General features: G+C 66.2%; 12 protein-coding genes. 8 read left to right on the forward strand and 4 right to left on the reverse strand.

Annotated features, from left to right (window positions below; all coding sequences use genetic code 11):
- The first annotated feature begins 202 nt into the window (after nucleotides 1–202).
- The 5 genes from Q4G50_RS06625 to Q4G50_RS06645 all read left to right on the forward strand — a co-directional run bounded on the left by Q4G50_RS06625 (nucleotide 203) and on the right by Q4G50_RS06645 (nucleotide 5,909).
- Nucleotides 203–949: a M23 family metallopeptidase gene (locus Q4G50_RS06625; protein ID WP_303376863.1), complete on the forward strand. Its 747-nt coding sequence runs from the start codon at nucleotides 203–205 to the stop codon at nucleotides 947–949.
- Between the two features lie 143 nt (nucleotides 950–1,092).
- Nucleotides 1,093–1,620, forward strand: a complete 528-nt coding sequence (locus Q4G50_RS06630) for a PadR family transcriptional regulator (RefSeq protein WP_303376864.1) — start codon at nucleotides 1,093–1,095, stop codon at nucleotides 1,618–1,620.
- A 1-nt stretch (nucleotide 1,621) separates the two neighbouring features.
- Entirely contained in the window at nucleotides 1,622–2,323 is a 702-nt protein-coding gene (locus tag Q4G50_RS06635) for an ABC transporter ATP-binding protein (protein ID WP_303376865.1), read from the forward strand.
- Nucleotides 2,320–4,917 (forward strand): FtsX-like permease family protein, encoded by a 2,598-nt coding sequence (locus tag Q4G50_RS06640; RefSeq protein WP_303376866.1) that lies wholly within the window; start codon nucleotides 2,320–2,322, stop codon nucleotides 4,915–4,917. Before Q4G50_RS06635 ends, Q4G50_RS06640 begins: the two co-directional genes overlap by 4 nt.
- Nucleotides 4,918–5,114: 197 nt before the next feature.
- A complete protein-coding gene (locus Q4G50_RS06645) occupies nucleotides 5,115–5,909 on the forward strand; it encodes a M23 family metallopeptidase (protein WP_303376867.1) in 795 nt (264 codons plus the stop codon).
- Here Q4G50_RS06645 and pcrA read toward each other — a convergent pair.
- The gene (pcrA, locus tag Q4G50_RS06650; protein ID WP_303376868.1) at nucleotides 5,906–8,206 is read right to left on the reverse strand and encodes a DNA helicase PcrA; all 2,301 of its coding nucleotides are present in this window, start codon (nucleotides 8,204–8,206) and stop codon (nucleotides 5,906–5,908) included. The genes Q4G50_RS06645 and pcrA overlap by 4 nt on opposite strands.
- 56 nt (nucleotides 8,207–8,262) lie before the next feature.
- Between pcrA and Q4G50_RS06655 the strand changes: the two genes are divergently transcribed.
- The gene (locus Q4G50_RS06655) at nucleotides 8,263–8,568 is read left to right on the forward strand and encodes a chorismate mutase (protein WP_303376869.1); all 306 of its coding nucleotides are present in this window, start codon (nucleotides 8,263–8,265) and stop codon (nucleotides 8,566–8,568) included.
- On the opposite strand, the gene Q4G50_RS06660 is transcribed toward Q4G50_RS06655, so the two are convergent.
- The 3 genes from Q4G50_RS06660 to Q4G50_RS06675 all read right to left on the reverse strand — a co-directional run bounded on the left by Q4G50_RS06660 (nucleotide 8,565) and on the right by Q4G50_RS06675 (nucleotide 11,109).
- Nucleotides 8,565–8,909: a type II toxin-antitoxin system HicB family antitoxin gene (locus tag Q4G50_RS06660; RefSeq protein WP_303376870.1), complete on the reverse strand. Its 345-nt coding sequence runs from the start codon at nucleotides 8,907–8,909 to the stop codon at nucleotides 8,565–8,567. The two genes, Q4G50_RS06655 and Q4G50_RS06660, sit on opposite strands and share 4 nt — an antisense overlap.
- A gap of 437 nt (nucleotides 8,910–9,346) precedes the next feature.
- The gene (locus tag Q4G50_RS06670) at nucleotides 9,347–10,807 is read right to left on the reverse strand and encodes an NAD-dependent succinate-semialdehyde dehydrogenase (protein WP_303376872.1); all 1,461 of its coding nucleotides are present in this window, start codon (nucleotides 10,805–10,807) and stop codon (nucleotides 9,347–9,349) included.
- On the reverse strand, nucleotides 10,807–11,109 hold the full coding sequence (locus Q4G50_RS06675) for an antibiotic biosynthesis monooxygenase (RefSeq protein WP_303376873.1): 303 nt from the start codon (nucleotides 11,107–11,109) through the stop codon (nucleotides 10,807–10,809). Before Q4G50_RS06675 ends, Q4G50_RS06670 begins: the two co-directional genes overlap by 1 nt.
- A gap of 91 nt (nucleotides 11,110–11,200) precedes the next feature.
- Between Q4G50_RS06675 and pgi the strand changes: the two genes are divergently transcribed.
- Nucleotides 11,201–12,838 (forward strand): glucose-6-phosphate isomerase, encoded by a 1,638-nt coding sequence (gene pgi / locus Q4G50_RS06680; protein ID WP_303376874.1) that lies wholly within the window; start codon nucleotides 11,201–11,203, stop codon nucleotides 12,836–12,838.
- Nucleotides 12,839–12,904: 66 nt separating this feature from the next.
- Entirely contained in the window at nucleotides 12,905–14,389 is a 1,485-nt protein-coding gene (locus tag Q4G50_RS06685) for a glutamate-cysteine ligase family protein (protein WP_303376875.1), read from the forward strand.
- Nucleotides 14,390–14,446: the final 57 nt, after the last annotated feature.

Consider the following 14,446-nt stretch of genomic DNA (forward strand, 5'->3'; position numbering starts at 1 on the left):
CCTCGTGAGGGGGCGGCGCGACCCGTGTCACGCGGGGTGTGTGCGGGGGATGTAACGCTTGCCGCCCACACTGCGATTAAGGGCGAATCTGATTAATCGGTTGCCTCATCTAAATCGAGACGCTATTGTTACCGACCGTAGGTAACAAAGCGGTCACAAACTCGTAACCCCGGGATTGTGGCAGACGACGGAAGAAGGCTTCATGCGCATGACGACTGAGCGGTCGACCCGAGGAAAGCACCGCAAGATCACCACCTCGCAGACCGCCAAGGGTCGTATCGCACTGGTGGCGGTTGCCACCGGCGCCGTCTCCACCGCAGGTGTCGGCGGCGCTGCTGCCGCTCAGCTGCAGGCCACCAACATAGCTGACACCGCTGTCACCACCCCGGATGTCGCCCTCGCGGCAAACACCTCCGATATCGCGGCGCAGGTCACTGAAGCCGCCCCGCAGATCCTGGCTATCGCCGAGCACAAGCCGGCTGATTACATCCAGGCCCAGTTCGACAAGGCCGTGGAGTTCGCCGACGTCCGCGCCCAGCTGGATCAGGCGCTGCGTGCTCCGTCCGTCGCCAAGCCGGCCGAGGGTGTGTTCACCTCCGGCTACGGCCCGCGCTGGGGCACCCTCCACGCCGGCATCGACATCGCCAACGCCGTGGGCACCCCGATCCTCGCCGTCATGGATGGCGTCGTGGTCGACTCCGGCCCGGCCTCCGGCTACGGCAACTGGATCCGCATCCAGCACGAGGACGGCACCATCTCCCTCTACGGTCACATGGAGACCCTGGACGTCGCCGTCGGCCAGACCGTGACCGCCGGCCAGAAGATCGCCGGCATGGGCAACCGCGGTTTCTCCACCGGTTCCCACCTGCACTTCGAGATCCACCCGGGCGGCCACGGCGCCGTCGATCCGGTTCCGTGGTTCGCGGAGCGCGGCATCACCATCGCCTAACCTGTCACGCTTTAACACCCCGGCCAGTTCCGTCGCTGGCCGGGGTTTGCTGATTCTCTGGGATCCTTGCCACCGCACAGGTTACCGGGTAACCTTCAAGTTACCGGGTAACCTACCCGCCCTTCCACAGCAAGGATCAGCCCATGTCTATCAAGCATTCCCTGCTTGCGTTGCTGGTTGACGGGCCCCGTTCCGCCAGTCAACTCCAACAGCAGTTCAGCGAGCGGACCCAGTCCGTATGGCCGCTCAACATCGGCCAGGTCACCCAGACCCTCGCCCGTCTGGAACGCGACAGCCTCATCACCGTCGCCGGCACCATCACGGGCGCCAACAATCGCCCCGCCGACACCTACCAACTCACCGACGCAGGCCACGCCCTTATCCAAACCTGGTGGGCAGAGCCCGTGCACCGGCCGGCCACCGAGCGCGATGAGCTCGTGATCAAGATCTCGCTTGCCGCACACCACCCCGGCATCGACCTCATCGCCCTGCTTGACCGCCAACGCCGCGCCACCATCGACCAGCTGCGCACGTTGAACCGGGCATCGCGTTCCCTCGATGACACCCGCACCGCCGAGCGTCTCCAGGTGGAGCGCCGCATCTTCGATCTCGAGGCCGAGGCCCGCTGGCTCGACCGCGTCGAGGCCCTCACCAACCCGAAGGAGTTCTGACATGTCCCCCACTTCTCCCGCTCCCCTGGAGCTGCAGAACGTCACCTGCGTGTTCGGGGACGGCCCGCGCCGCGTCGTCGCCCTCGAAGACATCTCCCTCACCCTGGAACCAGGCGAACTCGTCGCCGTGATGGGACCCTCCGGTTCCGGCAAGTCGACGCTGCTCAATGTTGCGGGCCTCCTACAGGCGCCGACCTCCGGTCGGGTGCTTATCGACGGCGCCGACGCCGCCGACCTCTCCCCCTCCCGCGCCGCTCTTTTGCGTCGTTCGCGGATCGGTTTGGTTTTCCAGCACTACAACCTCGTTCCCACCTTGAGCGTCGGGGAGAACGTGTCCCTGCCCCTGGAGTTGGGCGGACTCAGCCCGGCGCAGTGCCGGGAGGCGGCGCGGATCGCGCTGCAGGAGGTCGGCCTCGAGGGACTCGACGATCGTTTCCCGGAGGAGATCTCCGGCGGCCAGGCCCAGCGCGCGGCCATCGCCCGTGCGCTCATTGGTGAACGCTCCGTCCTGCTGGCCGATGAGCCGACCGGCGCCCTGGACACCTCCACCGGTGACGCTGTGCTGCGTATTCTCCGCGAGCGCGTCGACGAAGGTGCCGCCGGCATGATCGTCACCCACGAGCCGCGCTTTGCCGGCTGGGCGGACCGCGTCATCGTGGTCCGCGACGGCCGCCTCGTCGACGATGGTGGTGAGCTGTCATGAGCACACTGCTCGCCGCCACCCGCCCCACCCGGCGCGATATCCTGCGCCACCCGTGGCGCATCCTGGCCGCCGTCCTGCTTATCGCGCTGCCCGTGTTCGCCGGTTCGTGGATCCTTGCCACTGAGCATTCCGCCTCCACGGTGATGACCGGCCCCACCATCCGCACGTCCGCAGAACTCGGTGGGGATACCTGCCGGCAGTCCATCGACCGCTCGCGTCATGACTGTGAAGGTGACGTCCGGCCTGGGAGCGCGCTCGATCTACTCGAAGCACACCTGCCGGAAGGGTTCGAGGCGGAACTGCACTACACCTCCTGGGGTTCGGCCTCCACCGAGCATCGCCAGAGCACTCTCAACATCCGGCAGCGCCCCACCGGCGCACTCCCGCCCGCAGACGAGATCTATCTTCCCTCCTCCGCTGCAGCGGCCCTGCAGGTGGAAGCCGGAGATACCTTCACCTACACGCCCGATAGCTCGGAATTGGCCAGCGTCGAGCTGACCGTGGCCGGCATCTCGCCCGGTTTCGACGCCCTCGTTTCCGAGCCCACGCTGCTGGCCCCTACCGACTCTCCCGAATCCGCCGAGGAAACCTACCGCTCGACGTGGGTGATCACCGGACCCCGGGAGTTCACCTGGGATGATGTTCTGGCGCTCAACGCGGTGGGCTTTACCGTGCGCGCGGAGGATGTCATCGACAATCCACCGCCGGCTGATGCGGTCCCGGAGGGATACCGCACGGTCCACCATCCGGCGACGGTCACCTCCGATGCCATGACCCTGTTCCTCATGATGGTCGCAGCCCTTGTCGTCGGCGTGCTGTTCCTCCTGGTCATCTCCCCGGTGTTCACCATCGCCACCACCCGCATGTCGCGAATTTTCGCGCTCATGAGCTCCCAGGGAGCCACCCCCGGACACATCCGCCTCGCGGTCCTCGCCTACGGACTGCTGGCCGGTGTCATCGGAGCGACGATCGGTGCCGTCCTCGGCGTCGGTGCCCACGCTATCTGGTGGATGTTCACCTACCCGGGGTGGCCACAGGCCGTCCCCTGGGGATACGTGGCTCTTCTCTGGCTGCTGGCCGTGGTGGCGTCGACGGCGGCGGCGATGCTGCCGGCCTGGGTAGTGTCGCGGGCGTCGATAAGCGCGGGAGTCCAGGGTGCCGCCCCGGATCGCCTGCTGCAGTGGCGCCCGTGGATGGCCATTGGCCCCGTGGGGCTGGCCCTGCTGGCGGGAGGCATGTTGGTGGCCTGGCTGACTGTCGATCATGATGTGCTCACCTATTACGGGCCGCTGCCCGCGCTGGCCATGGTTGTGTTGCTGGCGGCGAGCGCACCCGCCCTGGTGTGGGTGATGGGCCGGGCCGGTCGAAAGGCGCCTGTGGCGTGGCGTCTGGCCCTGCGGGATGCGGGACGGCAGTCGCTGCGCAGTGTGCCCGCGCTGGCTGCGCTCATGGCGGTGCTGGCGGTATCCGTGGGCATCATCACCGGGGCGCAGGCTGCCCGCGAGCGTTCGCAGGACCTCTTTGAGTCTGTGTACGAGAACGAGGCGATCCTCATCACCCCGGAAGGGCGGGGCGAGCACCGCCCACAGGAAGAGGACGTGAAGGATGTGATCACCCATATCCAAAGCATCACCGGGCCTGCGGAACGCACCACCCTGCGCGGGGTGCACCCCAACTGGCACGGGGACAACTTCTATGAGATCAACTACGGGCAGCTATGTGGCCCCGGAAACCAGTCTGAACAGTGCGCTCTGCTGGAGCGTTCGGATCGGGTGAGTGGGCCGCTGGAATGGGCGAGTGGGTCCTATCTTGAGGCCTCCCCCGAGATGCTCGATCTCCTCCGGATTGACGAGCCCGTCGACCTTTCCACCCCGGCGGTCCTGGTGCCCCGGGATTTCACCGTCGATGAGCTGACGCTGCAGCACAATGCCTATTCCGAGGGTCAGGACCCGGAGGTTCTCGACGAAGTGACCCTGCCCACCCTGCCCGTACTTCCGGAGCTGATGGTGGCGACCCTGATCACGCCCGCCGGGCTTGCGGAGCTCGGTGCGCCCGTCGACTACGTCGGCACCATTCTCACCCCCGCCGAGAAGATCACTTTCACCGAGCGCCGCGACATTGCCGCGTGGGTGAAAGAGGAGACAGTGGGCACGAGCGTCAACGTCCTGCCGCCGAACAACCGCCCCGACTGGTGGACTGCTGCCGCCGCCGGGATCCTCGGGCTCGGCGTGCTCGTGGTGGTCACCCTGGTGTTGGCATTGTCCTGGCAGGGTTCGCGTCGCCAGTTCGCGCTTATCGACGCCATCGGCGCACCGCCCTCACTTCCCTCCCGCGTTTCCGGTGCTTTCGCCGCCCTGCTCGCCCTGGCGGGCTCGCTGGCCGGCGTGGTGTCCGGATACCTGGCCGCGTGGTTCATGTCCACCCGGACGGTAGTGCACCCCACCGGTGTGGTGATGGAGACCGGGGCTGCTGGCTACCTGGCGCCTGACTGGTGGCTGTTGCTCGTCCTGCTCGTGCTCACCCCGGTGGCAGCGTGGGCGGTGGGCTCGCTGTTCCACCGCCGACTCGGCGAATTGGAGTATCGGGAGACCTAAATTACCCCCGCAGCTCTCACCCCATAAAATTACTTGAGCCACTCTATTCACACCAGTAACAGGGGTCTGAGCTGCAGGGATGCCAGGTTCCTTATCGTTTCATGCCCGCGACCTGCGGTTTTCCACGTTGCCGCTGCGCGCTGCCCCCGGTACTTTTGACTCGACTCAATAAACACCACAGACCGAAGGCAGGACGCATGCTCTCTCGCGCCGGAATCACGGCCACGCTCCTCACGACCGCACTGGCCGCCGGAGCCTTCACCCCCGCCGTTCAGGCACAGGAAGCCAACTTCCAGATCACCGACGAAGGCGTGACGGGTGCTGATCTCGACGACATCATCACCGCCCTCAATGCCCTCGGCAAGGTGGCGGAAACCGTCAACAACGCTGAGAGCACCGATGAGGAGTCCGAGGGCAGCTCCGACTCCGACCTCCAGGTCATCCTCGACCCGCTGACCGCCCTGCTCAGCTCCATCTCCGTGGTCTCCCCCGAGGACCAGTCCATCCTGAGCGAACTCGAGGAGCTTGACGTTCTCAGCGACCTCACCGATATCGCCCCGGTCAGCCGCATGTCCCCGGTCCGTGGTGAGACCGCCGACGGCCGCACCGTCGTGTTCCCCACCTCCGGACGCTTCACCTCCGGCTACGGGGCCCGCTGGGGTGCCATGCACCAGGGCATCGACATTGCCGACCCCATCGGCACCCCGGTCCTCGCTGTCATGGACGGCAATGTCATCTCTGCGGGCCCGGCCCAGGGCTTCGGCAAGTGGGTGCGCGTGCAGCACGACGACGGCTCGATCTCCGTCTACGGCCACGTCCACACGATCGACGTCTCGCTCGGCCAGCGCGTCACCGCGGGCGACCAGATCGCCACCATCGGCAACGAGGGCCGCTCCACCGGCCCGCACTTGCACTTCGAGATCCGCCCCGACGGCAACAACCCGGTCGACCCCGTCACCTGGTTCGCCCAGCAGGGGATCACCGTCTCCTAGATCTTCTCCATCGGTACCCCGCCGATGAGCATGAGCCGCACCTTGCCGGAAGATCCGAAGTCAATGGTGACGGTGGCGCGCGCACCGGAACCGTCGGAGGCGATGACCGTGCCCAACCCGTACTTGTCGTGGTTGACGCGATCCCCCACCGCCAGCTGCAAGTTGTTGTTCTTCGGCCGGGCCTTCGGCAGGCTCGGCTTCTGCGGTGTGCTGCGATGCATGGGGCGTTCCCAGGAGCTGTCACCACCCCAGGAGGACTCGGGCTCTTCTCGCCGCCAGTCCACCAGCTCACCGGGCACCTCCGCCAGGAAGCGGCTCGGCGGGTTGGTCATCGGGTTACCCCAGGAGGAACGCAGCATCGCACGAGTGAGGTAGAGCTGTTCCCGGGCGCGGGTGATGCCCACGTACGCCAGGCGGCGTTCCTCCGCCAACTCATTCGGATCCCCGAGCGCGCGCAGGTGCGGGAACTGGCCGTCCTCCCAGCCGGTGAGGAAGACCACCGGGAACTCCAGGCCCTTGGCCGTGTGCAGTGTCATGAGCGTGACCACGCCCTGCTCGTTGTCGGGGATCTGGTCAGCGTCTGCGACCAGGGAGACCTTCTCCAGGAACGCCTGCAGCGACCCTGGCTCCGGCTCCCCCTCGTCGAGGGAGAACTCGCCGCCGTCCATCTCCGCGTAGGCCACCTGCATCGCCGCCTCCGATGCGAACTCCCGCGCCACCGACACCAGCTCGTTGAGGTTGTCCAGGCGCGCTCCATCCTGCGGATCGTTGCTCAGCTCCAGCTGCTCCCGATAGCCCGTCACGTCGAGGATCCGGGAGATCAGCTCGCCGATGTCCAGCTGGGGCATCTCAGTGCGCAGGCCGCCCATCATCTCGTTGAACTTCACGATGGCGTTGCGCCCCCGGGAACCGAGGAGGGAGACCTTGTCCTCCGCGGCGTCGATAAGCGCCTGCCCGAAGGACATCCCGTTACCTTCCGCATGGACGGCGACCATCGCCTGCGCGCGATCGCCGATACCGCGGCGCGGGGTGTTGATGATGCGGCGCAGGCTGACCGTGTCATCCGAATTCGACAGCACACGCAGGTAGGCGACCATATCGCGGATCTCAGCGCGCTCATAAAAGCGGGTGCCGCCGACCACCTTGTAAGGGATGCCGGCGCGGATGAACACCTCCTCCAGCGCGCGGGAGGCGTTGTTCGTGCGGTACATCACCGCGATATCGCTGTAAGTGCGGCCGCGATCGGCGAGGGCGTCGATCTCCCCGGCGATGAAACGGGCTTCATCGTGCTCATTGTCGGAGACGTAGCCGATGATCTGCTGCCCCTCCCCCAGCGCCGTCCACAGCTTCTTCTCCCGGCGACCATCGTTGCGCGAGATGACCGCGTTGGCGGCGCTGAGGATGGTCTGCGTCGAGCGGTAATTCTGCTCCAGCAGAATGGTGCGCGCCTGCGGGTAGTCGCGCTCGAACTCCTCGATGTTGCGGATCGTCGCCCCACGGAAAGCGTAGATCGACTGATCCGAGTCACCCACCACGCACAGCTCGGGGGCGTTCGGGCCAGAGCCGACCAGGGTGGCCACCAGCATGTACTGGGCGTGGTTGGTGTCCTGGTACTCGTCGATGAGCACGTGGCGGAAACGACGGCGATAATGGTCCACCACCTGCGGATGCTGCTGGAAGATCCGCACTACCTCACCAATGAGATCATCGAAATCGAGGGCATTCGCCGCACGCAGGCGGCGCTGATAGTCGGCGTAGACCTCCGCCACGGTGATGTCAAAGGGGTTGCGCAACGCCTGCGCATCCTCCGCCGCCTGCTGCGGGGAAATCAGCTCATTCTTCAGATTCGAGATCGCATTCGCCAGGACGCGGGCGGTGAATTTCTTCAGATCCAACTGATGATCCTTGGCGATCATGCCGAACAGCCGCCGCGAATCATCCGCATCGTAGATGGTGAAGTTGGTGTTCAGGCCCGGTACCAGCTGCGCCTGCTGACGCAGGATCCGCACACACACCGAGTGGAACGTGGCCACCCACATCCGCTCCGCCACCGGGCCGACCAGACCAGAGACGCGCTCCCGCATCTCCGCCGCGGCTTTATTGGTGAACGTGATCGCCAGGATCTCCCACGGCGCCACCCCGCGGTCCCGCATGAGGTGTGCAATACGCCGGGTGAGCACCGCCGTTTTCCCCGACCCCGCGCCGGCGACAATGAGCAACGGCGAGCCGGAGTGCTCGACCGCCGCCTTCTGCTGTTCGTTGAGACCGAGAGTGAGATCAGTGGAGGATTCCTGCATGGCTAACAACCTACTAGTAGGCCCCGACATATCCCCTCCGTGGCACAATAGCTGCCATGACAGATGCTGCCGACAACTTCGAGATCCGCATGCCCACCGGCACCGATGACCCGCTGTCCGACGCGGAGATCCAGCAGTACCGCCAGGAGATCGACCGCCTCGACCGCGTCATCCTCGACGCCGTCAAGCGCCGCACGGAGGTCTCCCGTGCCATCGGCAAGACCCGCATGGGCTCCGGCGGCACCCGACTCGTCCACACCCGCGAGTTGGCCATCATCAACCAGTTCCGTGAGGAGCTCGGCCACGAGGGGCCCGTCATCGCCAATGCCCTGCTGCAGCTGGGGCGTGGACGGCTGGGTTAAAGGCTGCTCAGCCGACGCAGGATGTACTGGTTGAGGCTGAGACCCTCCTCGGCCGCCGAGAGCGCGAGCTCGCGGTGCAGACTAGCCCCTACGCGCAGGTTGAACTTTCCGGAGTAGGCACGATCCGCGAAAGCCACCGGAACCGCCTCGCCGCTGGCCGCCATGTCCTGCACCGTGTCCCGGATGAGCAGCTGCAGACCGGTCAACGCCTCTACCTGCGAATCTGACAGCCACGACAGCGAGGGAAACTCCGCACAGGTGGCGACGTATTCCCCGTCCTCCGGCGACCAGGTCACGCGGTAAGTGTAGTGGGAAATATCGAGTTCTTCGTTTCGCTTCACTTATCTCCTAACCTCTCAATTGCAGCGAGCACTTGCTTTACCTGATAGGTCTTCGCCCGGCCTTTGCTGTTTTGTATGTTCACCCGAGGATCGCCCGGCCAGGGGGTTGCGAACACTGCATGCGATCCGCCCGTTCTCCGCGGCTCTCCGAAAAAGGCCACGCAGACTTTGTACAGGTCGTTGTATCGAACGTTGGTCGGATTAGATTTCAGCTGGTCGAGGATCCTAGATACGGACACCACACCCTTTTAGTACCATAGGCGGTACTACCTCGGCTAGTCCTGATAGAACCCGACCTACTGGAACCCAACTCCGCCTAACAGCCGTGGGGTTCAATATCGCCGCCGAGCAGCCACACTCCAACCTGCCGACGTCGTCACCACTCGCCCGGCGGTCGCACGTTTCGCGCGGATCAGGCGCAGTCGGTACCACTGCACCTACAACGGCAGCGAGATGTACTTCGGCTCCAGGTACTCGCGGATGCCCTCGAAGCCGCCCTCGCGGCCGATGCCGGACTCCTTGACACCGCCGAAGGGAGCTGCCGGGTCAGAGAGAGTGCCCTTGTTCACGGCGACCATGCCGGCCTCGATGCGCTCCGCCATGCTCAGCGCCCGCTCCAGGTCTGCGGTGAACAGGTAGGAGGCCAGGCCGAAGGGGGTGTCGTTGGCCATGGCGACGGCCTCGTCGTCGCTGTCGAAAGTGGTCACTGCCAGGACGGGGCCGAAGATCTCCGCCGACAGAATCTCGGCGCCTGCGGGGATATCGGTGAGCACGGTCGTCGGGTAGTAGAAGCCCCCCTCGGGCAGACCAGTTGGCCGTGAGCCGCCGAGGGGGCGGGACGCGCCGCGGTCGAGGGCGTCGTCGACGAGCGAGGTGACGGTCTCCAGCTGATCGGCGCCGGAGAGCGGACCGTAGGTGACGCCCTCGTCGGTGCCGGGGCCGATGTGGAAGGACTCCATGACCTTCACAGCCTTGTCCATGAACTCGTCGCGCACGCTGGAGTGGACGAGGAAGCGGTTGGCGGCGATGCATACCTGTCCGGCGCCGCGCATCTTTGCGACGGCGACAGCCTCCGCGGCCAGGTCCAGGTCGGCGTCCTCGCAGACGATGTAGGGGGCATTGCCGCCCAGCTCGAGGGAGACGCGCATCGAGTGCCCGGCTGCTTTCGCAGCGAGCATCTGACCGACCTCGGTGGAACCGGTGAAGGTGAGCTTGCGGAGGCGGGGGTCGTCGAGAAGCGCGGACACGCGGGATGAGGAAGAGGTGGGCACGACGGCGAGCACGCCGTCGGGAAGGCCCGCCTCGGCCAGCAACTTCGCCAGGTACAGCATGGTCAGCGGGGTTTTCGACGCGGGCTTGACCATGATTGTGCAACCCGCGGCCAACGCCGGGGCGATCTTCCGCGCGCCCATGGCCAGCGGGAAGTTCCACGGGGTGATCGCCAGGCAGGGGCCGACGGGCTGGTGGTGGACGATGATCCGGGCGCTGCCGGCCGGGTTGTGGCGATAGTCGCCGCGGATGCGCACGCCCTCCTCGGCGAACCAGCGGAAGAACTCCGCGCCATAAGCAACCTCCCCGCGCGAATCGGGCAGGGCCCGGCCCAGTTCCGCGGACTGCAGGTAGGTCAGCTCCTCCTCGTGGGCCATGATGAGCTCGAAGGCGCGGCGCAGGATCTCGCAGCGCTCGCGGGCAGGCGTGGCCGCCCAGTCGGGCTGCGCCGCGCACAACGAATCGAGGGCCCGGCGCGCGTCCTTTGACGTGGCCGAGGCGACCTCCGTCAGCACGCTGCCGTCAGAGGGGTTGATCACCTCGAAGGTGCCGCCGTCGGAGGCATCGACGAAGGAACCGTTGAGGAAGAGGCGGGTGGGGGCGGCGTCGATAAGCGTTGCCAGATCCACTACTTCTCCGTGGAATCGAAGACGACCTCGAATTCCAGCAGCTGCGCACCGGTGGCGACGGGCTTGCGGCCCCCGCCGTGCGCGGCGCGGGCGTCACCGTCACGCCACGCGGCGTAGGACTCCTCGTCGGCCCAGCGGGTGACCACGAAGTAGCGATCCTCCCCCGCCACCGGGCGCAGGAGCTGGAAACCCTCGAAGCCGGGTGAGGTGTCGACGGCGTTCTTGCGGGCGGCGAAGCGCTCCTCCAGCTGCGGGCCGGCACCCTCAGGGACAGTGATGGCGTTGATTTTCACGATGCTCATGCCCCCATTGTGCCCAACCTCGGCGCTGCCCCCGGAAAGCCACTAGATTCGGGGGTGTTGCCAGTTTCCCCCGCGAAAAGGAGCCCCCGACATGGCCGACATCACCACCTCCGCCGAATGGAAGAACCTGGAGTCCGAGTTCGAACGCACCCAGGATCAGACCCTGCGGGAGCTGTTCGCCCAGGATCCGCAGCGCGCGGAGAAGCTCACTTTCGATGCGGCGGGCCTGCACGTCGACCTGTCCAAGAATCTGCTTGACGACGCCGTCCTCGACGCCCTCGTCGCCCTCGCCAAGGAAGCACAGCTCACTGACGCCATCGAGGCGATGTTTAACGGCGCGCACATCAACAACACCGAAGACCGCGCCGTGCTGCACACCGCCCTGCGTCTGCCGGTGGAGAAGGACCTGGAGGTCGACGGCCAGGACATCGCCGCGGACGTCCACGAGGTGCTCGGCCGCATGCGTGACTTCGCCTCCGCCCTGCGCGCTGGCACCTGGCTGGGTCACACCGGTCGCACCATCAAGAAGATCGTCAACATCGGTATCGGTGGTTCCGACCTGGGACCGGCCATGGCCGCACAGGCGCTGCGTTCCTACGCCACCGCCGGCATCACCGCCGAATTCGTCTCCAACGTCGACCCAGCCGACATGTCCGCCACCCTCGAGGGCCTCGACCCCGAGTCGACCCTGTTCATCATCGCGTCGAAGACCTTCACCACCCAGGAGACCCTGGCCAACGCCCACGCCGCGAAGCGCTGGCTGCTGGAGGCCTTCGACGGGGACGAGCAGGCCGTCGCCAAGCACTTCGTGGCAGTGTCCACCAACGCAGAGAAGGTCGCCGAGTTCGGCATCGACACCGCGAACATGTTCGGCTTCTGGGACTGGGTCGGCGGCCGCTACTCCGTGGACTCCGCCATCGGGCTGTCCCTCATGGCTGTCATCGGCCCGATGGACTTCATGCGCTTCCTCGGTGGCTTCCACGCCATGGACGAGCACTTCCGCGCCACCCCCTTCGAGAAGAACGTTCCCGTCCTCATGGCCCTGCTGGGCATCTGGTACGTCAACTTCCACGAGTTCGAGACCCACGCCGTCCTCCCCTACTCCCAGGACCTGGCCCGCTTCGCCGCCTACCTGCAGCAGCTGACCATGGAGTCCAACGGCAAGTCTGTGCGCCACGACGGCTCGGCCGTCAATTACGCCACCGGTGAGATCTACTGGGGCGAGCCGGGCACCAACGGCCAGCACGCCTTCTACCAGCTCATGCACCAGGGCACCCGCGTCGTCCCGGCCGATTTCATCGGCTTCGCCCGCCCCAAGAACGACCTGCCGACGGCCACCGGCGCAGGCTCCATGCACGATCTGCTCATGGGCAACCTCTTCGCCCAGTCGAAGGTGCTGGCCTTCGGTAAAAACGCCGAGGAGATCGCCGCCGAGGGTGTGGCCGAAGACCTGGTGAGCCACAAGGTCATGCCGGGCAACCGCCCCTCCACCACCATCCTCGCCGAAGAGCTCACCCCCGCCGTGCTCGGCGCCCTCATCGCCCTCTACGAGCACATCACCTTCGTCCAGGGCGTCATCTGGGACATCAACTCCTTCGATCAGTGGGGCGTGGAGCTGGGCAAGCAGCAGGCCAACCAGCTCGCGGCGGCCGTCTCCGGTGAGGAGGAGGCCGACTCCGGTGACGCCTCCACCGACGCGCTGGTGCGCTGGTACCGGGCGAACCGTTAGTTTTAGGCGCGACGTCGATAAGCATTAGCGCCCGCCGAACCTGCGCGGGCGCTAATGTGTATTTTTATGGGCGAAGCAGTATCTTCCGACACCTACACCCCGCATCAGCGCACGCGCTACCGCCAGCAGCTGAACAACGACCTCGAGGTCTTCGACCGGCATCTGCAGAAAGCGGAGTTCGGCAACCGGGGCACCATCGGCCTCGAACTGGAGCTCAACCTCGTCGACGAGGACATGCAGCCCGCCCGCCTGGCGCCGGAGGTACTCGCGCAGCTCAGCGACGAGTACCAGTCTGAGATCGGCATGTACAACGTCGAAATGAACCACCCGCCCCTGTCCGTCGCGGGGGATGGGCTACGGCAGCTGCACGAGGGCATCAGCGCCCGCCTCGACGCCGTCTCCCAGGCGGCGGAGTCGGTGGGTGCGCAGGTGGCGATGATCGGCACCCTGCCGACCGTCACCCCCGAATTCCTCGCCGACCCATCATGGATGGTGCCGGAGAACCGCTACCGGGGCCTGAACAACGCCATCATGCAGAGCCGCGGCGAACTCGTCCACATCGACTTGTCGAATGAGGAGGAGTGCCGCAAGGACTTCGACGACATCGCCCCCGAATCCACCTGCACATCCATGCAACTGCACCTGCAGGTCCCGCCGGCCCGATTCACCCAGGCATGGAACGCGGCGCAGGCGATGTCGGCGGTGCAGGTGGCGCTGGCCGCGAACTCGCCGCTGTTTCTCGGCCGCAAGCTGTGGCACGAGTCGCGGATTCCGGTGTTCCAGCAGGCTATCGACACGCGCACGCCCGAGCTGGTCACCCAGGGTGTGCGCCCGCGCGTGTGGTTTGGGGAGCGGTGGATCACCTCCGTCTTCGACCTCTTCGAGGAGAACGTCCGCTACTTCTCCCCGCTGCTTCCCGAGGATCGCGGCGGCGGCGACAAGCCGATCATCGAAGGCCAATCCCCCACCCTCCACCACCTCAACCTGCACAACGGCACGGTGTGGCGCTGGAACCGCCCCATCTACGCCCCTGGCAAGCAGCGCGCACACCTGCGCGTGGAGAACCGGATCCTTCCCGCGGGGCCGACCGTCACCGACATCGTCGCCGACGCTGCCTTCTACTACGGGCTGGTGAAGTACCTCTCCTCGGAGACCCGGCCGGTGTGGTCGCGCCTGACGTTCAAGGACGCCGAGCAGAACTTCTTCTACGGGGCGCGGGCCGGCATGTTCGCCAGGTTGGACTGGCCGACGCTGGGGCGTATCGACGTCGCCACCCTCGTCACCAACCACCTCCTCGACCAGGCCCGCGACGGGCTGCGCGCCCTCGACGTCGACGAGGACCTCATCACCTACTACCTCGGCATCATCGGCGAGCGCGCGCGTACCCGCCAGAACGGCGCCATGTGGCAGCTGCGCACCTTGAAGGCACTCACGCCTTCCGGCTCCACGCCGGATTCGCCGGAACGCCGCGCCGCCCTGGCCGAGATGCTGCGCCGCTACCTGGCGAATCAGGCCACCGGCGAGCCGGTCCACACGTGGAGCATCGGCTGAGGTTTGTCAAGGCTTCGGCCAGGTGTTCGGTGCGTTTCTGTGGATAACTGTGGGTTA

Source organism: Corynebacterium sp. (assembly GCF_030538285.1).
GTDB lineage: Bacteria > Actinomycetota > Actinomycetes > Mycobacteriales > Mycobacteriaceae > Corynebacterium.

Excerpts from the sequence above, each read along its gene's own strand:
- Q4G50_RS06685 (WP_303376875.1), top strand. The coding sequence starts at position 12,905 with ATGGGCGAAGCAGTATCTTCCGACACCTACACCCCGCATCAGCGCACG.
- Q4G50_RS06625 (WP_303376863.1), top strand. The coding sequence starts at position 203 with ATGCGCATGACGACTGAGCGGTCGACCCGAGGAAAGCACCGCAAGATC.
- Q4G50_RS06655 (WP_303376869.1), top strand. The coding sequence starts at position 8,263 with ATGACAGATGCTGCCGACAACTTCGAGATCCGCATGCCCACCGGCACC.
- Q4G50_RS06630 (WP_303376864.1), top strand. The coding sequence starts at position 1,093 with ATGTCTATCAAGCATTCCCTGCTTGCGTTGCTGGTTGACGGGCCCCGT.
- Q4G50_RS06635 (WP_303376865.1), top strand. The coding sequence starts at position 1,622 with ATGTCCCCCACTTCTCCCGCTCCCCTGGAGCTGCAGAACGTCACCTGC.
- Q4G50_RS06675 (WP_303376873.1), bottom strand. The coding sequence starts at position 11,109 with ATGAGCATCGTGAAAATCAACGCCATCACTGTCCCTGAGGGTGCCGGC.
- pcrA (WP_303376868.1), bottom strand. The coding sequence starts at position 8,206 with ATGCAGGAATCCTCCACTGATCTCACTCTCGGTCTCAACGAACAGCAG.
- pgi (WP_303376874.1), top strand. The coding sequence starts at position 11,201 with ATGGCCGACATCACCACCTCCGCCGAATGGAAGAACCTGGAGTCCGAG.
- Q4G50_RS06640 (WP_303376866.1), top strand. The coding sequence starts at position 2,320 with ATGAGCACACTGCTCGCCGCCACCCGCCCCACCCGGCGCGATATCCTG.
- Q4G50_RS06645 (WP_303376867.1), top strand. The coding sequence starts at position 5,115 with ATGCTCTCTCGCGCCGGAATCACGGCCACGCTCCTCACGACCGCACTG.